The sequence below is a fragment of the Sphingopyxis panaciterrulae genome, from assembly GCF_014199295.1.
Taxonomy (GTDB): Bacteria; Pseudomonadota; Alphaproteobacteria; order Sphingomonadales; family Sphingomonadaceae; genus Sphingopyxis; species Sphingopyxis panaciterrulae.
Genome location: NZ_JACIJH010000002.1, coordinates 24,518 through 44,178, shown reverse-complemented (window position 1 = coordinate 44,178; position 19,661 = coordinate 24,518). Strand labels below are relative to the sequence as shown.

Sequence of the window (19,661 nt, the reverse complement as noted above, 5' to 3'; positions counted from 1 at the left end):
CGTGACCGGTATCATGAAGGATCGGGGCGCGCGGACAGGCGCTTATTTTATGTTTATTACATTGTTTTTAAACACTTTTTATCCTTTGCCGCCGGGGAGGACGGCGTGCTGCCGATGGTGCGGATGGGCATCGGACCCTGCCGCCAGGTCGCGCATCGCGACGCGCAGCATCGCGGCGACGTCGGCGAGCGCCGCGTCGGGGGCGAGGCGATCCTCTTCATAGAGCATCTCGTCGGCGGCGAAGCCGAGCTCGACCGCGATGCGGAGGCGGCGCCAGAGCCAGGCGGGGTCGACGCCGGGCAGGTGCGGCGCGCAGGCGGCGGCGAGGCGGTCGGTCACCGCGCGGTGCGATTCGAGCCGCACCGGGACGAGCGCCGGGCTGGCGTGGAGCGCGCGCAATATCCACACCGCGCCGGGTTCGGACCGGGTGACCGCGGCGGTATCGGCGAGCAGGTCGCCGATATGATCGGCCATCGCCGCGATCCCGCCCGGCGCGCGCGCCGCGATCCAGGCGTCGAGCACCGCATTCTGCCGCACCATCAGCCGCGCGCCCAGCGCCGCGAGCACCGCATATTTGTCGGCGAAATAGCGGTAGAGCGCGGGCGGGCTGACCCCGGCGCGCGCCGCGATCAAGTTGGTCGAGATGCGCTCCACGCCGACTTCGGCGAGCAGGGCGCCCGCGACGTCGAGCAGGCGTTCGCGGGTCGCCGCGGCGCGCGCCTGCTTCGGCGGCGGCTTCACCGCGCGCGGCCGCGCGCGCCGACCGGCCAGATCGCGACCAGCGTATCGCCGTCGACGACATGGATATGGTCGTAGAGATTGACCGTCGGGTCGCAGTGCGGGACGGTCAGCGTCACCGGGTCGCCGGGGGCGAGCGCGTCGCCGATGCCGGGCGCGATCAGCGCCGCATGTTCGTCGCCCATGAAGGCAAAGAAGGCGCTTTCGGGCGCGCCGCGCCGCACGACCGCGACGCCGCCGTCGGTCGACAGCGACTTGAAGCCGGCGTCGATCGTCGCCAGCCCCGCATGATTGGCGCTGACGACGCGCGCGTCGACGCCGAGCGCGACCTCGAACGGGACGCTGCCGTCGCCGGTGAGGTCGCAGTCCAGATACTGCTTGTCCATGAAGACATAGCTGCCCGCCTGCAACTCGGTGAAAACGCCGAGGTCCATGTCGATGCGGTGGGTGCCGGTGCCCGATCCGGTGACGATATCGGGCGCGAAGCCGGCGTCGGCCAGCGCGGCGATCACGCTTTGCAGATAGTGGGTGCGCTCGACGATCGCGGCGCGGCGCTCGGCATAATCCTCGATATGCTGTTGCGACCCGCAATAATATTGGACGCCGCGATAGCGCAGCGCCGGCAGGCCGGCGATGGTCCGCGCCAACTCGACCGCCTTGTCGGCCGAGGCGACGCCGGTGCGCGCGATGCCGGGGTCGATGTCGATGGCGACGTCGAGGGTGGCACCCGCGGCGGCGAGCGCGGCGGCGGTGCGGTCGGCGACCGCCGGATGGTCGACCACCGCCATCAGCCCCTCGGTCCGCACCGCGAGCGCGGCGAGACGCTCGATCGCGCGCGGCGCGGCGACCGGCGAGGTGATGAGGATGCCCGCGACGCCGCCGTCCGCCATCACCTCCGCCTCGCCGATCTTGGCGCAGCAGATGCCGCGGGCGCCGGCGGCGATCTGGCGGCGGGCGATATCGACGCTCTTGTGCGTCTTGGCGTGCGGGCGGAGCGCGACGCCGTGCGCGGCGGCAAGCGCCGCCATCGCCGCGATATTGCGGTCGAGCGCGTCCCGGTCGAGCACCAGCACCGGCGTGTTGAGGTCGGCGCGCGAACCCTGGCGGCCGATCAGATGGGCGTGCAGCGTCAGATCGTCGCTCATGAAAACAGCGCCTCCAGATGGGGGTTGAGGAATTTGCCCGCCGGGTCGGCGGCGCGGCGCACCATGCGATAGCGCTCGGCCATCGGATAGAGGGCATCGACGTCGGCGCGGGTCAGCGTGTGACGCTTGGCCCAGTGCGGGCGGCCGCCATGGGCACGGAAGATCGCCTCGGCACCCGCGAAATGACCCGCCCACGGCATCTTCGCATATTGGTGCATCGAGATCGCGGCGACCGGGCCGGCGTTCATCGGGCTGATCCAGATATCGTCGGCGGCGACGGTGCGATATTCGAACGGAAAGGCGACGGGCAGCCGCCCTTTCCCGATCCAGCCGATCGCCGCGTCGAGCGCGGCGAGGCCGGCGGCGCGCGGCACTTCATATTCCATCTCCTCGAAACGGATCGTGCGGTCGGAGGGGAAGATGGCGTGGGCGGGACCGCGGCGGGCGCCATCGAAGCGCGTCTTCATCATCAGGCGCTGGAGAAAGGGAGTGAGGAACGGCAGCTTCGCCCCGACGTCGAGCAGGCGGCGAAAGGCGGTTTCCTCGATATCGGTGGTCGAGGCGGGCGGATCGCAGGGGTCGCAGGGCGTCAGCGTCTTGAGGATCACCGTGTCGGCATGCGGAAAGATCCAGAATTCGATGTGGCGGTGTCGATCCGCCAGCTCGTCATAGCGTTCGCGCACCTCGGCCCAGCGGCGCTTTTCGATCCGCTCGGCGAGGTGGAAGGCGGGGACCACCGCGCACTCGATCTCGGTTGCGATGCCGAACAGGCCGAGCGAGAGCCGCTGCGCCCGATACAGGTCCGGGTTCGTCGCCGCGTCGCACCAGCGCGCCTCGCCATCGGCGCCGATCAGGCGAAAGCCGCGCGCGAAGGTGGCGAGCGAGCCGAGCGCGGCGCCGGTGCCGTGTGTCCCGGTCGCCATCGCGCCGGCGAGCGACTGCGGATCGACGTCGCCCTGATTGGCGAGCGCGAGCCCCTGTGCCCACAGCGCCGCGGTCAGCCGCCTGATGCTCCATCCGGCGGGGATGCGCGCGGTCTTGCGGTCGGGGGCGACGGTCAGCATGCCCGTCATGTCGGCGAGGCTGACGATCCGCTCGTCCGACGCGCAGAGCGGCATGAAGCTGTGCCCGGCCCCGACGGCGCGGACCTTCTTCGCCTCGCGGACGAGCGCGGCGAGTTCGCCCTCGTCGCGCGGGCGGGCGACCGATACCGGTGCAGTGACGCTGCCCGACCAGTTGCTCCAGCCCATGCCCGTCCCCCTGCTGCCGGGGCGGAAGCTGGCGGCGGAAAGAAAGTTAGTCAAGACTATATTTAGGTGCCCGCGAACGGCCGAAGCCGGACGTTGGCACCGCTTGGCTGACGGACTACAAACAGACTCAACAAGATAGGACGATGACGATGACCGAGGTGCTGGACGAGGGACCGTTCTTTCACGGCACAATCGCGGATTTGCGCGTGGGCGATTTCCTCACCGCAGGATATCGGTCGAACTATCGTCCTGACGTGGTGATGAACCACATCTACTTCACCGCCAGCGCAGACGGGGCCGGGCTTGCCGCTGAAATCGCGGGGGAACTCACCGGAGGCGGCGCAGTCCCGCGTGTTTATGTCGTAGAACCGACCGGGACATTCGAGAACGACCCGAACGTGACCGATAAGAAATTTCCCGGTAATCCTACTCGGTCTTATCGCAGCAGCGCACCGCTCAAGGTCATTGGCGAAATCCAGCATTGGGTCAGATTGACGCCGGAAGCACTACAATTGTGGAGAGAACGACTGACCGCATTGCGCTCGGACGAAAGAGGCGAGATCATCAATTGATGCGCGGTCGGGCGACCGATACCGGTGCAGTGACGCTGCCCGGCCTGTTGCTCCGGCCCATGCCCGTCCTCCTGCTGCCGAGGGGCGGAAGCTGGCGGCGGGAAGAAAGTTAGGCAAGACTATATTTCAGATGTGGCTTTGATGGGAAAGCGACGGGTCTTCTCCCCTCCCGCTTGCGGGAGGGGGGATCAGCCCCATCTTCGAGCGTTCACCCGAAGCCGTCGCCGGACCTCAGCGCGCGACCGCGGCGATCTGGCGGGCGAAGTGGATCTGCACCGCGTCGCGGATGCCGCGCGCGATCGTCTGTTGCCCCGCTTTCGAGGCGAGGAAATCGGCGTCATCCCTGTTCGAGATGAAGCCGGTTTCGAACAGGATCGACGGGGTGTCGGGCGCTTTCAGCACGACGAAGGAAGCGAAGCGGTGGGCGTCGGTGCGGAAATGCACCTGGTCGCCCGCCTCGCGCTGGAGCAGGCGGGCGAAGTCGGAGGCGACGTTCATCGTCTCGCGCTGGGTCAGGTCGAGCAGGATCGACGAGACGTCGCCGCTGTGGGCGCCGAGATCGACGCCGTTGATGATGTTCGCCTTGTTCTCGCGCGCCGCGAGCTTCGCGGCCTCGCGGTCCGACGCGACCTCCGACAGCGTATAGATGGACGCGCCGCGCGCCTCCTCATTCTCCGCCGAATCGGCGTGGATCGAGATGAAGAGATCGGCCTTCAGCCGACGCGCGATACCGTAGCGTTCCTCGAGCACCAGAAAACGGTCGTCGGCGCGGGTCAGCGCGACGCGGACGCGGCCGCCGGCGACGAGTTGGTCGCGCACCGCCTTCGCCAGCGCGAGGGTGATGTCCTTTTCACGGCGGCCGCTGTGCGGCGAAATGGCGCCGGGGTCGTGGCCGCCATGACCCGCATCGATCACGACGAGCGGCAGGCGGCCGTTGTCCGGCCCCTCGATCTTCGGCAGCGGCAGCGCGGGCTTCGGCCGGCCGATCGGGACGGTGACGCTGTAGCGTTTCTGCGGCGGGCGGGCGCGATAGCCGGCGGGCGGCTGCCACTCGGTCCGCGGCGCGCGGGCGGCGCGCGCGAATTCGTCGGCCGACACCGGACGCAGGCGAAAGGACAGGCTGCGCCCGTCGGCGGCGAAACGCGGGTCCGACAGCAGCGCGGGCCGCGCGAGGTCGAGCACGACGCGCGCGATATCGGGGCCCTGCTGCCCCTGGCGCACCGCGCGGACGAGGCCGGCACCGTCGGCGCCGCGCCCCGCCTGCGCCCCGGCGATGTCGAGCGCGATGCGGTCCGGGCCGGCGAGGAGGAAGGCCGAGGCGCCGGCGACGAGCCCGTCGAAGCGGACCGTCACCTCGCCCTCGCCCACCTCGACCGCGCCGATCGCGCCCGCAAGGGCGGCGGGCGCGGTCAGGATCGTCGCGACGAGCAGGAGGAACAGGCCCATGACGCGGTTATGCCGCCCCCGGGTCGGGCTGGTCCAGCGCTTATTCGAAGAGGGCAGAGGCAAAAGTCGCGTCCCGGGCCGGCGAAAAGGATGAACCCGTCGTTAGCCATCGCGCGTCAAACCCGCGTCAACCAGCAAGGTTAACAGGCGATTCAGCACGATAGAGGGAGCCGCGACGCAAGGGGCGCGCGATGGATATTCAGGCGGTGACGCCGTTCGAAAACCGAGGCGGACTTTTTTTCCTTCGTCACTCCGGGCGTGATCCGGGGTGACGAGACAGGCAATGGTGCCGTCCAAATCCAAACCGAGGCGCCACCGGGTATTATTGCAACACACCGCTCCCTACCCCATCTTAATACCGTGGTTGAGGTTGCCGTCGGTCCCCGCCGATGCTAGCACCGCGACCATTGACGGCATCCCGCCCTGCCGTCCGGCCTTGCGAGGGGAAGGCCCGGTCCCGCGAATCGCGGATCGTGCGCCCCGGTGCCGGACGAGACGGAGGGACAGGCCGCCAGTCCACCCGGACGACCGGGCGGCGGTCGCAGTCCCTTTCCGGCGCGCTCCGCCAGCCGGCCGTCCCGAACCAGGTTGATGCCGCATGAGGCTTGCCATGCCCTCTTCTCTCCACGACACGGATGCCGCTGCATCCGCCGCGCGTGGCCGGGAAGACCGCATGCGCGTCCAGGACCGGACGCGGGCCGCAGGCGGCAATAACGTTTTCTTTCATCCGAACCCTATCGACCGCCGCCGTCCGTTCCGGGCGCCTGCGGCCTTTTTGTTTGGCGCGCCGCGGCGCGCCTGGAGTGATAATAATGACCACGCGCATGTTGATCGACGCGCGGCACCGGGAAGAGACCCGGGTCGCCGTCACCAAGGGAAACCGCATCGAGGAGTTTGATTTCGAGTCCGCCGAGCACAAGCAGCTCAAGGGCAATATCTATCTGGCCAAGGTGACCCGCGTCGAACCGTCGCTGCAGGCGGCGTTCGTCGAATATGGCGGCAATCGCCACGGATTCCTGGCCTTCAGCGAAATCCATCCCGATTATTACCAGATTCCGAAGGAAGACCGCGACGCGTTGCTGCGCGAAGAGGCCGAGCATGCCGCCGAGGCGGCGATGCGCGCCGAGGAAGACCTGGACGAGCTGGAAGGCGACGTCGCCGAGGTCGAGGGCCATGAGGACGAGAATGGCGACGCTCCCGCGCCGGTGACGGTCGGCGAAGAGGGCGACGAGGAGGCCGGCGACGCCGACGCTGCGGACGCCGACGACGACGAGACCGAGGGGGGCGAGGCCGAAGGCGAAGAGGGCGCCGCGGACAGCAAGGACGATCGCGGCGACCGCCGGGGCCGCGGGCGCGGCCGGAACGGACGCAAAGGCCGCGGCCGCGGGCGCCGGACCGACGACGAGGACGGCGAAAGCCGCATGTCGCTGCGCCGCCGCTACAAGATTCAGGACGTCATCCGCCGCCGCCAGGTGATGCTGGTCCAGGTCGTCAAGGAAGAGCGCGGCAACAAAGGCGCGGCGCTGACCACCTATCTGTCGCTCGCCGGCCGCTATTGCGTGCTGATGCCGAACACGATGCACGGCGGCGGGATCAGCCGCAAGATTTCGAACGGCGCCGACCGCCGCAAGCTGAAGGCGATGATCGACGAGCTGAACCTGCCGCCGACGATGGGCTGCATCGTCCGCACCGCGGGGATGAGCCGCACCAAGACCGAGATCAAGCGCGACTTCGACTATCTGGCCCGGCTGTGGGACGAGATTCGCGAAAAGACGCTGGGGTCGAGCGCGCCGGCGCTGATCCATTCGGACAGCGACCTCGTCAAGCGCGCGATCCGCGACATCTATCACAAGGATATCGAGGAAGTGCTCGTCGAGGGCGACGAGGGCTACAAGGCCGCCAAGCAGTTCATGAAACTGCTGATGCCCAGCCATGCGCGGCGGGTGAAGCAATATGCCGACCCGGTCTCGCTCTATCAGCGCTACGGCGTCGAGGACCAGCTCGCGGGGATGCTGAACCCCGTGGTGCAGCTCAAGTCCGGCGGCTATCTGGTCATCAACCCGACCGAGGCGCTGGTGTCGATCGACATCAACTCGGGCCGCTCGACGCGCGAGCATAATATCGAGCAGACCGCGCTCAACACCAACCTGGAAGCCGCGCACGAGATCGCGCGCCAGCTTCGCCTACGCGACATGGCGGGGCTGATCGTGATCGACTTCATCGATATGGATCACGGCTCGAACGTCCGCAAGGTCGAGCGCGCGATGAAGGAGGCGCTGAAGAACGACCGCGCGCGCATCCAGATCGGCCGCATCTCCGGCTTTGGGCTGATGGAGATGAGCCGCCAGCGGCTGCGCACCGGCGTGCTCGAGGCATCGACCCGCCCCTGCCCGCATTGCGAGGGCACCGGGCTCGTCCGCACCGCATCGTCGGCGGGCCTGTCGGCGCTGCGCCTGATCGAAGAGGAAGCGGCGCGCGGCAAGGGCAGCAAGATCATCCTGCGCGCGAGCCAGGAGGCGACCTTCTATCTGCTCAACGAAAAGCGCCGCGAACTGCGCGAGATCGAGGAGCTCTACGGCGTCAGCGTCGAGATATTGCCCGACGGCGAGACCGAGGGCGCGCGCATGGCGGTCGAGGTCGGCGGCCCGCCGCCGGCGCAGCGCCGCAGCTTCGCCCCGATCGCCCCGATCGAGGATGACGACGACGAGGATATCGTCGACGAGGCCGAAGACGAGGAAGACGAAGAGGAAGAGCGCCCCGCCCGCCGCGAACGCGACGAAGGCGAAGGCGAGGGCGATAGCGAGGGCCGCAAGCGCCGCCGCCGGCGCCGCCGCGGCCGCCGCGGCCGCCGCGACGAGGAGGAGACGGGCGCCGAGACCGGCGAGGCCGGCAACGAGGACGGGGCGGCCGAAGCCGTCGAGGCGGACGACGCCGGCGCCCCGGAAGCGCCCGCCGAACCCGAGCCGGTGACCGCCGATGCGGAAACCGACGACGCGGAAGCGAAGCCCAAGCGCCGCCGCGGCGGACGCCGGAAGAAGGCCGATGCCGAGGCGGAAGCCCCTGCGGCGGACGATGCCGAGGCGGAAGCCCCTGCGGCGGACGATGCCGAGGCGGAAGCCCCCGCCGAGCCGGCAGTCGTCGAAGCGGTAGCCGAAGACGCGCCTGCCGCCGAGGAGAAGCCCAAGCGCAAGCGCGCCCCGCGCAAGACCAAGGCCGCGGCGGCCGAGGCCGAAGCGGCGCCCGCCGCCGAGGCAGCGGCTCCGCCCGTCGAGACGGCCGAATCCACGCCGGCCGAGCCCGAGGCGAAGCCCGCGCCGCGCAAGCGCGCGAGCCGCAGCAAGAAGGCCGTGGCCGAAGCCGAGGCGCCCGCCGAAGCGCCGGTCGAAGCGGCCCCCGAACCTGCCGCCGAACCTGCCGCCGAACGCGCGCCCGAGCCGGTTGCGGCGGATGGCGACGAAGGTGAAGGCGCGGCGGGCGACGCGCGGCGCGGCTGGTGGCAGCGCACCTTCGGAAATTGAGCCGACCGCCTCTTTGGGAAGCGTCACGCGGTAGCGGCGTCGCCCAAACCCGTTCGTGCTGAGCTTGTCGAAGCGCTGGTCTTCTTTTGCGATGGCTGAAAGAAAGAGCGGCCCTTCGACAAGCTCGGGGCGAACGGATTGGATTTCCGACTCACCGTCCGGATAAGAAACCGCCTGTTCCCGCGAAAGCGGGACGAGGCGGTCGGGATTTGACGGGTAGCGAGCCTAAATCGCATCTCGCGCCTTGCGTCGGCGCGCGCGGCCCCCGATAATCGCGTCATGGCTTCATTCGAGGTTCAGGCGCCCGGCGCAAGACAGGCGGCGATGACCGCTTCCCCCCAGCAGGCCGCATTCCGCGGGCCGGGCCTGCGTGTCCTCTCCCGTATCCTGCTGAGCCTGCTCGTCCTGTTCGCCGTCGCGGCCCGACCGGCGATGGCGCAATCGATCCTGCGCGATGCCGAGACCGAGGCACTGCTGCAGGACATGATGGACCCGCTGACCGTCGCCGCCGGGATGCGCGCGGGTCAGGTGCGCGTCCATCTGCTCAGCGATCGCAGCATCAACGCCTTCGTCGCCGGCAGCCAGGACATCTATGTCCACAGCGGGCTGATCGAGGCGGCCGACAGCGCCAACGAGGTGCAGGGCGTGCTCGCGCACGAGCTGGGCCATATCATGGGCGGCCACGCGATCCGCGTGAACGAGGGCGCGAAGGCCGCGACCAGCATCTCGCTGCTCAGCCTGCTGCTCGGCGCCGCGGCGATGGCGGCGGGCGGCGGCGAAGCCGGCATGGGCGTGATGATGGCCGGTCAGCAGGCCGCGCTCGGCAAGTTCCTGGCCTTTACCCGCGTGCAGGAAGCGACCGCCGACGCCGCTGGCGCGCAATATCTGTCGAAGGCGGGGATCAGCGGGCGCGGCAGCCTGGACTTTTTCAAGAAGCTCCAGAATCTGGAATTCCGCTATGCGGTGAGCCAGGACGACGATGCGACCTATGGCCGCACCCACCCGCTGTCGGGCGACCGCATCCAGGCACTGCGCGAGGTCTATGTCGTCGACCCGGCGTGGAACAAGCCGAACGACCCGGCCATCGAAAAACGCTTTCAGCGCGTCAAGGCGAAGCTGGTCGGCTATATCGCCGAGCCGACGAGGACGCTGCGCCTTTATCCCGAAAGCGACCAGAGCGTCCCGGCGCATTATGCGCGCGCCTATGCCTGGCACAAGGGCGGCTATCCGCAAAAGGCGCTGGACGAGGTCACGGCGCTGCTGAAAACCGACCCCGACGACCCCTATTTCCTGGAGCTCGAAGGCCAGGTGCTGCTCGAATCGGGGCGGCCGAAGGATGCGATCCCGCCGCTGCGCGAAGCGGTCGCCAAGTCGCATTCGGCGCCGCTGATCGCCGCGACGCTGGGCCATGCGCTGATCGCGACCGAGGACCCCGCCCATTATCCCGAAGCGGAAGAGGTGCTGAAAACCGCGGTCGCGCTCGACAATGAAAATCCCTTTGCCTGGTATCAGCTCGGCATCGTCTATGCGGCGCGCGGCGATCAGGCGCGGGCGGCGCTCGCCTCGGCGGAGCGCTACAGCCTCGAGGGTGGACAGGCGGGGCTGGCGCTGCGTAATGCCGAGGTCGCGATGCAGGGGCTTCCCGAAGGTACCCCCGACTGGATTCGGGCACAGGATATTTCGCTGGTCGCGCGCGCCGAGGTGGAACGCGGACGCAAACGGCGTTAGATTCGCGCGACGAAGGTCAGGACCCGGGCGGGACGCACCGCGATCCAGCGATGCACAAGGGCGACATGTGACGGACAATAAGGAAGACTATTATCAGCCCTGGCTGCGCGACCCGGCCCCGACGCCGGTTGCGCCGCGCGCGGGCGAAAAGGACGAAGGGCTGGCGAAACCGAAGGAGGCGCCGCCGGTCGGGCTCGACCTGTCGCGCTATCCGGCGACGGGCGAGCCGAAGCGCGCGCCGCGCATCGAACCCGACCGGCTGAAGGCCGGCGCCGCCGGCCTGTGGGCGGCGATCCGGCGCGGTGGCGGCGCCTTTGCCGACTGGACGATCCGCATCGGCGACCGCGCCGACATCCCGGCGCGCGTCGAGGCGATGGAAATCCCGCGCCGGTCGCGCGAAACCGCCGCCGCCACCGGCCGGCTGGTCGCGAAGGGCGCGGGCGCGATCGGGCGCGGCTCGGCCGGCGCCGCGCGCACCGCCGCCGCCGCGAGCGGCAAGGCCTGGACGAAGCTGGCGCTCGGCGACCGGGTCGCCCGGCTGTCGAGCGAGGCCGGGCGCGGGCTGGGCGAGGTCGCGGACAAGACGAAGGCGGGGCTGGGCCAGGTCGCGCGCGCCGGCAAGGACGGGATCGGCGAGGCGGCGACCAAGCTGCGCCCGGCGCCGCGCGAAGAGGCGCCGCCGCCGCCCTCGGGCCTCGATCAATTGCTCGCGCGCGAGGAGGCCGAGGCCCGCGCCGCCAAGAGCGCCGCGCCCGACCTGCCGTTGTTCGCCGAGGCACCGCCGCCCGCGACGGCGCCGGCTCCGGAGGCGACCCCCACGATCGCGCAGGACGACGACCGGACACTGCACCATGCGCCGCCACCCGCGGCCAGGGCCGGGTTGCGAGCCAGGTCGATGGCGACGCCTGCGCCGCAACGCATCGAGGGAGGGGGCATGGGCGTATCCGGGAAGCGGCTGGGGCTGGCGGGGCTCGGCGTCGCCGTGCTGCTCGCCCTCGCCTTCTGGCTTGGCGGCCGTTTCGGCGGCGGGATGAGCAAAAGCGAGGTCGAGACGGTCGTCGCCGACTACATCAAGGCGAACCCGCAGATCATTCCCGAGGCGCTCGAGGCGCAGCGCGACCGCGAGATCGCCAAGGCGATCGGCGCGATCCGCCCCGCGCTCGAAAAGCCCTACGCCGGCGCCTGGGCGGGCAACGCCGACGGCGACGTCACGCTGGTCGTCTTCACCGACTATGCCTGCGGCTTCTGCCGCGCGAGCGTGCCCGACGTCGACCGGCTGATCCGCGAAGACAAAAGGTTGAAAATCGTGTTCCGCGAACTGCCGATCATCTCGCCGCAGAGCCGCGACGCGGCGCTGATGGCGCTCGCGGCGGCGCGGCAGGGCAAGTATGACGCCTTCCACCACGCGATGTTCTCCGCCGATTCGCTGGGGCCGGCGGCGATCGCGGCGGCGGCGGCGAAGGCGGGCGTGGTCACTGACGGCAGCGCCGACGCGACCGCGAACGAGGCGCTGTTCCAGCGCGAGCTCGACAATAATCTTGCCATCGCCAGCCAGCTTCAGCTCAACGCCACCCCGACCTGGGTCGTCGGCGACCAGCTTTTCCAGGGGCAGGTCGGCTATGACGCGCTGCGCCAGGCGATCGCCAGGGCGCGGTCGAAAGCGTGAGCGCCGCGGGCGTGGCGACCGTTTCCATCGACGAAGCGCTCGCCAACGCCCGCCGCCTGCTGAACGGGCAGCCCGCCGCCGCGCTCGCGCAGGCGCGCGCGATCGTCGAGGCGGTTCCGACCGCGACCGAGGCGCACCGGCTCGCCGCCCATGCGTTGCGCCGGCTGGGGCGCGAGGTCGAGGCGCAGGCCGCTTCGCTCGCCGCCGTCGGCGCGGCGATCCACGACCCGGCGATGGTCGAGGCGGCGCTGGCGCTGGCCGAGGACCGGCTGCCCGACGCCGAAGGGGCGCTGCGCGCGCGGCTGAAGGCGGATGCGACCGACGTCGCGGCGATCCGCATGCTGGCCGAGGTCGCGGGACGGATCGGCCGCTATGGCGACGCCGAAAAGCTGCTGACGCGCGCGCTGGAACTCGCGCCGGGGTTCGGGGCGGCGCGCGCCAATCTCGCGACCGTCTATTACCGGCAGAACCGCTATGCCGAGGCGATCGAGACGCTCGACGCGGTGCTGGGCGAGGACCCGGACAATCCGGCGCATGCCAATCTCAAGGCCGCCGCGCTCGGGCGGATCGGCGGCTATGACGAGGCGATCGCGCTCTATGAGGAATTGACCCGCCGCTTTCCCGCGCACGCCAAGCTGTGGATGAGCTATGGCCATATGCTGAAGACGGTGGGGCGGCAGGAGGAGAGCATCGCCGCCTATCGCCACGCGCTTGCCGCCGATCCGGGGCTCGGCGAACTGTGGTGGAGCCTCGCCAATCTGAAGACGATCCGTTTCGGTGCCGACGAACGCGCGGCGATGGAGGCGGCGCTGGGCAGCGCGGACCCCGCCGATCGCGCGCGCGACGACGACCGGCTGCACCTTCATTTCGCGCTCGGCAAGGCCCATGACGATGCGGGCGAGGCGGCCGCCGCCTTTCGCCACTATGCCGCGGGCAATGCGATCCGCGCCGGCCAGCTCGATTATGAAGCCGCCGAGACGGCCGCGGTCGTCGATGCGGCGATCGCGACCTTCACCGCCGGTTTTTTCGCGGCGCATGCGGGGAGCGGCGACCCCGCGCCCGACCCGATCTTCATCCTCGGCATGCCGCGCGCCGGATCGACGCTGGTCGAACAGATCCTTGCCAGTCATTCGGCGATCGAGGGGACGATGGAACTGCCCGACCTGCCGGCGCTCGCGCTCGGGCTGGGGCGCGAGGTCGAGGGCGACGGGCGGCGCTGGGTCGCCGCGGTCGCCGCGGCCCCGGCGGAAAAGCTCGCGGACATGGGCACGGCCTTCCTGCGCCGCACGGCGGTGCAGCGCAGGACGGGCAAGCCCTTCTATATCGACAAGCTGCCGAACAACTGGCTCTATGCGCCGCTGATCCGCCTGATCCTGCCGAATGCGAAGATCATCGACGCGCGGCGGCATCCACTCGACTGCTGCTGGTCCAATTTCCGCCAGCATTATGCGAAGGGGCAGGCGTTCAGCTATGATCTGGCGGACATGGGCGCCTATTACCGCGACTATGTGCGGCTGATGGCGCATGTGGACACGGTACAGCCGGGCGCGGTCCACCGCGTGATCCACGAGGCGCTGCTCGACGATCCGGAAGGCGAAGTCCGTGCGATGCTCGCCTTCCTCGGCCAGCCGTTCGAGGCGGGGTGCATGGCCTTCCACGCCAACGCCCGCGCGGTGCGCACCGCGTCGAGCGAGCAGGTGCGCCGGCCGATCAACCGCGACGGGGTCGGCCTCTGGCAGGCCTATGACGCATGGCTGGGTCCGCTGCGGGCGGCTCTGGGGCCGGTTCTGGACGTTTATCCAAGGATTCCCGCCGCGTTCGGCTGATACACGCCCGCGCAAATTCGTTGCGTTTGAGCAACAGGGTCCGACATTTTCGACAAAGCGAGCCGCCCGCCCGACAACAATGCTTGCGCTTGCGCCGCACTCGGTCATTCTCCCGTCACACGCCTGTCATGTGAGGGGGATCTCATGCGTAATCTGGGGGCAGTGGCAGCAAAAAGCGGCGCGATCCTGTTCGGCACGACGATGCTCTGCACGTCGGGCGCGGCGCTCGCGCAGCAATCGGGCAGCGCCAAGGACGATGACATCGTCGTCACCGCGTCGAAACGCGAACAGAATCTGCAGGACGTGCCGCTGGCGATCACCGCGATCGGCACCGAGAAGCTGAACGAACTGCAGGTCAAGGAATTCCAGGACGTCGTCAAATTCCTGCCGTCGGTGACGATCCAGTCGCTGGGGCCGGGGTTCAGCCAGGTCTATTTCCGCGGCGTCGCGAGCGGCGAGAACGCCAATCATTCGGCGTCGCTGCCGACGGTCGGCACCTATCTCGACGAAATGCCGATCACGACGATCCAGGGCGCGCTGGACATCCACGCCTATGACCTCGCGCGGGTCGAGGCGCTGGCCGGGCCGCAGGGCACGCTTTACGGCGCGAGTTCGATGGCCGGCACGATCAAGCTGGTCACCAACCCGCCCGACACCAGCGGCACCTATGGCTCGGTGGGGCTCGAGCTCAACAGCATCGCGCACGGCGACATCGGCGGCGTCGCCGAAGGCTTCGTCAACGCGCGGCTCAGCGACCGCGCGGCGCTGCGCCTCGTCGGCTGGTATCGCCGCGACGGCGGTTATATCGACAATATCCACGGCAGCCGTACCTTTCCGACCAGCGGCATCACGCAGGACAATGCGGCGCTGGTCGAAAAGGATTACAACGACGTCGACACCTATGGCGCCCGCCTCGCGCTCGGCATCGAACTCGACGACGACTGGACGCTGCGCCCGACGGTGATGGGCCAGGTGCAGAACGCCAACGGCAATTTCGCGCAGGAACGCTCGACCGCGGTGACCGGCGACCTGCAGACGGTGCAATATAATCCCGAGCTGTCGAAGGACAGATGGCTGCAGGCCGCGCTGACGATCGAGGGCAAGATCGGCAATTGGGACCTGACGGTGACCGGCGGTCATCTGCGGCGCAAGACCGTGGTCGACAGCGACTATTCGGACTATGCCTATTTCTACGACGCGCTCTATGGCTATGGCGCCTATTTCTATGACAATAACGACGATCTCGTCAGCCCGAACCAATATATCCAGGGCATCGACCGTTATAAGAAGAGCTTTTTCGAGGCGCGCATCGCCTCACCCGCCGACGCGCGAATCCGCTTCATCGGCGGCATCTTCTGGCAGCGCCAGTCGCACAATATCGAGCAGAATTACGTCGTCGACGACATCGCCGACGCGATCACCGTGCCCGGCACCGACAGCGACATCTGGCTGACCAAGCAGCTTCGCGTCGACCGCGACTATGCCGCGTTCGGCGAGATCAGCTTCGACATCACCGACAAGCTGACGCTGACCGGCGGCGGCCGCATCTACAAGTTCGACAACAGCCTGGTCGGCTTCTTCGGCTATTCGGACGGCTATAGCGGCAGCACCGGGGTCGCGGGCTGTTTCGCCGGGCCGGTCGTCGCGGGATCGCCGTGCACCAACCTCGACAAGCGGACCAAGGACACGGGCTTCATCCACAAGCTCAACCTGACCTACAAGATCACCGACGACGTCCTCGTCTATGGCACCTGGTCGCGCGGCTTCCGGCCCGGGGGAATCAACCGGCGCGGCACGCTGCCGCCCTATGGCCCCGACACGCTCGACAATTACGAGTTCGGCTGGAAATCGAGCTTCGGCCCGCTGCGCTTCAACGGCGCCGTCTATCAGGAGGATTGGGACGACATCCAGCTCTCCTTCCTCGGCGCCAACGGCCTGACCGAGATCCGCAGCGCCGGCATCGCGCGCATCCGCGGCTTCGAATTCGACCTCGGCTATCGGACGGGCGGACTGTCGCTCAATGTCGGCGGCAGCTATAACGACGCGACGATCCGCCGCGATTTCTGCGCGATCGCCAACGACCAGTTCGACTGCGCGATCGACCCGCCGGGGCAGACCAACGCGTTGCTGGCGCCCGCGGGCACGCGGCTGCCCGTCACCGCCAAGTTCAAGGGCAATGCCGTCGCCCGCTACGACTTTCCGGTCGCGGGCCTCGACGGCCATATCCAGTTCGCGGTCAACCATATCGGCAAGCGCCGGTCGGACCTGCGCACCTTCGAGAATGCGATCGTCGGCAATTTCAAGGCCTATACGACCGCCGACGTCAGCATCGGCGTCAAGGCCGACGACTGGAGCGCCGAGCTGTTCGCGACCAATGTGTTCGATAGCCGCGGCATCGTGAACGGCGCGGTCCAGTGCGGCGAGTCGATCTGCGGCGACCCCGACGGGATCAGTTCGACCGGCGGGGTCTTCTATGACAATGTCATCCGGCCGCGTCTGATCGGACTGAAAGTCAGCAAGGATTTCTGAGGGCGGAAACGCCCCGGTGACGGACGGCGCCGGACCGGGCCGCAAGCTCGGTCTTGCGATGGGCGTCGCGCTGGTCATGGGCAATATGATCGGGTCGGGGGTGTTCCTGCTCCCGGCCAGCCTCGCCCCCTTCGGCTGGAACGCGGTCGCGGGCTGGGCGCTGACCATCGCCGGCGCGCTCGCGCTCGCCGCGGTGCTGGCGCGGCTGACCGTCGCCTTTCCCGAGGCGGGCGGGCCGACCGGCTTCGTCGCGCGCGCCTTCGGCCGCATCCCAAGCTTCATGATCGGCTGGGCCTATTGGATATCGGTGTGGACGGCCAATGTGACGCTCGCGGTCGCCGCGGTCAGCTTCCTGTCGATCTTCGCGCTCGCGCTGGCCGACCATATGGCGGTCGCGACGATCGCGCTGATCTGGATCGTCACCGCGATCAACTGGCGCGGCGCACGCGCGGCGGGACGCTTCCAGATCGTCACGCTGTCGATCAAGCTGGTGCCGCTGGCGGTGGTGATCGTGCTGATCCCGATCGCCTTCGGCCGCGCGGAACCCGTGGCGCTGACGCCCTTCCCCGCCGAGGGGCTGTCGCTGACCACCGTCAGCGCCTCGGCGATCTTCACCCTGTGGGCGCTGCTCGGCTTCGAATCGGCGAGCGTCGCCGCCGACAAGGTCGACCGGCCGGCGATCACCATCCCCCGCGCGACGATGATCGGCACGCTCGCCACCGGCCTCCTCTACCTGATCGTCTGTTCGGCGATCGTGCTGATGCTGCCGGCCGAGGCGGTCGCGGCCTCTGGTTCCCCTTTCTCGCTGTTCGTCGAGACCTATTGGTCGCACGAGCCCGCACTGCTGGTCGCCGCCTTCGCCGCGGTGAGCGCGCTCGGGACGCTCAACGGCTGGACGCTGATCCAGGCCGAGCTACCCGCGACGCTGGCGCGGCAGGGGCTGCTGCCCGGCTGGTTCGCGCGCACCAACCGCCACGGCACCCCGGCGAACGCGCTGATCCTGTCGAGCGCGATCGCGACCGCCTGCGTCATCCTCAACGACAACAAGTCGACCGCCGAGATGTTCAATTTCATGGCGGTGCTCTCGACCTCGGTGACGCTGTGGCTCTATCTCGCCTGCGCCGGCGCGGCGCTGCGCCTTGGCGTCGCGATGCCGGTCGCCGCGCTCGGGCTCATCTACGCCGTCTGGACCCTGTGGGGCGCCGGCCTGGGCGTCAGCGCGATGAGCCTGATCCTGATGGCGGCGGGCCTGCCCCTCTATTGGTGGACACGGCGCGCATCAGCGCCAGCGCGGGGCGAATAGGCTGCGGTCGCGCAGGACGACCTGCGCGGCATTGTGCCCCGGCGCGCCGGTGACGCCGCCGCCGGGGTGGGTGCCCGCCCCGCACATGTAGAGCCCCTTCACCGGCCCGCGATAGCCGCCGTTGCCGAGCACCGGGCGCGCGGCCCAGAGCTGGTCGAGGCTCATATTGCCGTGCATGATGTCGCCGCCGACGAGCCCGAACTTGCGTTCGAGCCCTTTGGGCGACAGGCGCGTCTGGGCAACGATGCTCGCGCGGAAGCCGGGGGCGTGTTTTTCGACGGTGTCGATGATGCGGTCGGCGGCGGCCTCCTCCTCGTCGTCCCAGTCCCTTCCGTCCGGCAGTTCGGGCGCGAATTGCTGGCAGAAGAGGCTCGCGACATGCTGCCCCGGAGGCGCGAGGCTGTCGTCGACGGTCGAGGGGATCAGCATCTCGACGATCGGCGCCTTCGACCAGCCGAACTGCTTCGCGTCGAGGAAGGCGCGGTCCATATAGTCGAGCGTCGGCGCGAGGATGATCCCCGACTGGTGATGCTCGCCGGGTTCGGGAAGGCAGGTGAACTTCGGCAGCTCCGACAGGGCGACGTTCATGCGGAAGGTGCCGCTGCCCGCCTTGAAGCCCTTGATCCGGCGCTGGAAGTCCTGCGGCAGGTCGGCCGCATCCATCATCCGTTCGTAGAGCAGCTTCGGCCCGACGTTGGCGATCACGCGCGCCGCGGCGATTTCCTCGCCACCCGCGAGCTTGACCCCGACCGCCTTGTCCCCGTCGACGAGCACCTTGGCGACCGGACTTTCGAGGCTGATCTCGACCCCCATGTCGCGGCAGACCTTGGCCATGATCTCGGTGATCCGGCCCATGCCGCCGACGCTGTGGCCCCACGCGCCCTTCTTGCCGTTCACCTCGCCGAAGACATGGTGGAGGAGAACATAGGCGCTGCCCGGCGTGTCGGGGCTGGCGTAGTTGCCGACGACCGCGTCGAAGCCGAAGGCCGCCTTGACCGCCTCGCTCTCGAACCAGCCGTCGAGCATCGTGCGCGCCGACTTGGTGAACAGGTCGAGCACATCGCGCTGCCGTTCGAGGCCGAGGGTGGCGAAGCGCCGCCCCTGCCGCACGCCATCGAGCAGCGTGCGCAGCCCCTCCCCGACGTTAGGCGGCACGCGCAGCGCGAGGTCGCGGAGCAGTTCGGCGACATGGTCTAGCGCGTCGTAATAAGCGGGCAGCACCTCGGCGTCGCGCGCGCTGAACTTGCGGAACTCGGCCTGCGTGCGGTCGAGCCCGCCGCCGAGCTTCAGATAGCTTCCATCCTCCTGCGGCAGGAAATTGCTGATCGGCCGCTCGATCACGCGATAGCCATGATCGGCGAGCTTCATGTCGGCGATGACCTTCGGCTGGAGCAGGCTGACCGTGTAGCTGGCGACCGAATTGCGGAAGCCGGGATGAAACTCCTCGGTCACCGCGGCGCCGCCGACGACGTCGCGCGCCTCGACGATCCCTACCTTCAGACCCGCTTTCGCGAGATAGAAGGCGCAGACGAGGCCGTTGTGGCCGGCACCGATGATGAGGGCGTCATAGGCTTTGGTCATGAGACGTCTTTCGCAAGCGGGGATTCGACATGCCGGCGGCCGAAGCCGAGGCCGAGGACGCGGCCGGGAATACGGCGCAGCAAGGGGATGCGGTCCAGCAGGCGGACCGCGAGCGGGGCGCGGGCGATCTCTCCGCGCAGCATCGGTTCGATGACGCGCCGATGGGCGAAGCGCTGGAGCGCCTGCATCCGCACCGTCGGCTTCCAACGCCGCGCCTGCACGCGCACCCCGGCGCGCGCGAGGAGCAGCCCCGCGACCATGCCCGCGGGACCGCCGCCGACGATGATGACGGGATCTTCGTTCATTCTCCCCTCCCGCTTGCGGGAGGGGCCGGGGGAGGGCCTGTCCCGTATTCCGAC

General features: G+C 69.0%; 13 protein-coding genes. 7 read left to right on the top strand and 6 right to left on the bottom strand.

What is annotated here, in order from left to right; translation table 11 throughout:
• Positions 1-78: 78 nt before the first annotated feature.
• The 3 genes from FHR21_RS04210 to FHR21_RS04200 are packed head-to-tail and all read right to left on the bottom strand — an operon-like array spanning position 79 to position 3,133.
• Positions 79-741: a TetR/AcrR family transcriptional regulator gene (locus FHR21_RS04210; RefSeq protein ID WP_338113058.1), complete on the bottom strand. Its 663-nt coding sequence runs from the start codon at positions 739-741 to the stop codon at positions 79-81.
• Positions 738-1,883 carry a DSD1 family PLP-dependent enzyme gene (locus tag FHR21_RS04205; protein ID WP_184095679.1) on the bottom strand — a complete coding sequence of 382 codons (1,146 nt, stop codon included), beginning with the start codon at positions 1,881-1,883 and terminating at the stop codon, positions 738-740. The genes FHR21_RS04210 and FHR21_RS04205 overlap by 4 nt, the downstream gene beginning before the upstream one ends.
• Complete coding sequence (locus FHR21_RS04200) at positions 1,880-3,133, bottom strand: D-arabinono-1,4-lactone oxidase (protein WP_184095677.1); 1,254 nt, start codon at positions 3,131-3,133, stop codon at positions 1,880-1,882. The genes FHR21_RS04205 and FHR21_RS04200 overlap by 4 nt, the downstream gene beginning before the upstream one ends.
• 149 nt (positions 3,134-3,282) lie before the next feature.
• Between FHR21_RS04200 and arr the strand changes: the two genes are divergently transcribed.
• Entirely contained in the window at positions 3,283-3,705 is a 423-nt protein-coding gene (gene arr, locus FHR21_RS04195; RefSeq protein WP_184095675.1) for an NAD(+)--rifampin ADP-ribosyltransferase, read from the top strand.
• A 231-nt stretch (positions 3,706-3,936) separates the two neighbouring features.
• On the opposite strand, the gene FHR21_RS04190 is transcribed toward arr, so the two are convergent.
• On the bottom strand, positions 3,937-5,151 hold the full coding sequence (locus tag FHR21_RS04190; RefSeq protein ID WP_184095673.1) for an N-acetylmuramoyl-L-alanine amidase: 1,215 nt from the start codon (positions 5,149-5,151) through the stop codon (positions 3,937-3,939).
• 812 nt (positions 5,152-5,963) lie between these two features.
• Between FHR21_RS04190 and FHR21_RS04185 the strand changes: the two genes are divergently transcribed.
• From FHR21_RS04185 to FHR21_RS04160, 6 genes are all read left to right on the top strand, one after another.
• On the top strand, positions 5,964-8,669 hold the full coding sequence (locus FHR21_RS04185; RefSeq protein WP_184095671.1) for an Rne/Rng family ribonuclease: 2,706 nt from the start codon (positions 5,964-5,966) through the stop codon (positions 8,667-8,669).
• Between the two features lie 324 nt (positions 8,670-8,993).
• Positions 8,994-10,397, top strand: coding sequence for a M48 family metalloprotease (locus tag FHR21_RS04180; protein WP_184096449.1), 1,404 nt, complete (start codon positions 8,994-8,996; stop codon positions 10,395-10,397).
• A gap of 67 nt (positions 10,398-10,464) precedes the next feature.
• On the top strand, positions 10,465-12,063 hold the full coding sequence (locus tag FHR21_RS04175) for a DsbA family protein (protein WP_338113057.1): 1,599 nt from the start codon (positions 10,465-10,467) through the stop codon (positions 12,061-12,063).
• 11 nt (positions 12,064-12,074) lie between these two features.
• Positions 12,075-13,889 (top strand): sulfotransferase, encoded by a 1,815-nt coding sequence (locus FHR21_RS04170; protein WP_184095667.1) that lies wholly within the window; start codon positions 12,075-12,077, stop codon positions 13,887-13,889.
• Between the two features lie 144 nt (positions 13,890-14,033).
• Positions 14,034-16,418 carry a TonB-dependent receptor gene (locus FHR21_RS04165; RefSeq protein ID WP_184095666.1) on the top strand — a complete coding sequence of 795 codons (2,385 nt, stop codon included), beginning with the start codon at positions 14,034-14,036 and terminating at the stop codon, positions 16,416-16,418.
• Positions 16,419-16,476: 58 nt separating this feature from the next.
• Entirely contained in the window at positions 16,477-17,721 is a 1,245-nt protein-coding gene (locus FHR21_RS04160; RefSeq protein ID WP_338113082.1) for an amino acid permease, read from the top strand.
• Here FHR21_RS04160 and FHR21_RS04155 read toward each other — a convergent pair.
• On the bottom strand, positions 17,698-19,302 hold the full coding sequence (locus tag FHR21_RS04155; protein WP_184095663.1) for a phytoene desaturase family protein: 1,605 nt from the start codon (positions 19,300-19,302) through the stop codon (positions 17,698-17,700). The genes FHR21_RS04160 and FHR21_RS04155 overlap by 24 nt on opposite strands.
• Positions 19,299-19,607, bottom strand: a complete 309-nt coding sequence (locus FHR21_RS04150) for an FAD-dependent monooxygenase (protein WP_184095661.1) — start codon at positions 19,605-19,607, stop codon at positions 19,299-19,301. Before FHR21_RS04150 ends, FHR21_RS04155 begins: the two co-directional genes overlap by 4 nt.
• Positions 19,608-19,661 lie beyond the last annotated feature (54 nt).

Coding starts and splice junctions, on each gene's coding strand:
- FHR21_RS04205 (WP_184095679.1), bottom strand. CDS start 1,883: ATGAGCGACGATCTGACGCTGCACGCCCATCTGATCGGCCGCCAGGGT.
- FHR21_RS04200 (WP_184095677.1), bottom strand. CDS start 3,133: ATGGGCTGGAGCAACTGGTCGGGCAGCGTCACTGCACCGGTATCGGTC.
- arr (WP_184095675.1), top strand. CDS start 3,283: ATGACCGAGGTGCTGGACGAGGGACCGTTCTTTCACGGCACAATCGCG.
- FHR21_RS04190 (WP_184095673.1), bottom strand. CDS start 5,151: ATGGGCCTGTTCCTCCTGCTCGTCGCGACGATCCTGACCGCGCCCGCC.
- FHR21_RS04185 (WP_184095671.1), top strand. CDS start 5,964: ATGACCACGCGCATGTTGATCGACGCGCGGCACCGGGAAGAGACCCGG.
- FHR21_RS04180 (WP_184096449.1), top strand. CDS start 8,994: ATGACCGCTTCCCCCCAGCAGGCCGCATTCCGCGGGCCGGGCCTGCGT.
- FHR21_RS04165 (WP_184095666.1), top strand. CDS start 14,034: ATGCGTAATCTGGGGGCAGTGGCAGCAAAAAGCGGCGCGATCCTGTTC.
- FHR21_RS04160 (WP_338113082.1), top strand. CDS start 16,477: ATGGGCGTCGCGCTGGTCATGGGCAATATGATCGGGTCGGGGGTGTTC.
- FHR21_RS04155 (WP_184095663.1), bottom strand. CDS start 19,302: ATGACCAAAGCCTATGACGCCCTCATCATCGGTGCCGGCCACAACGGC.
- FHR21_RS04150 (WP_184095661.1), bottom strand. CDS start 19,607: ATGAACGAAGATCCCGTCATCATCGTCGGCGGCGGTCCCGCGGGCATG.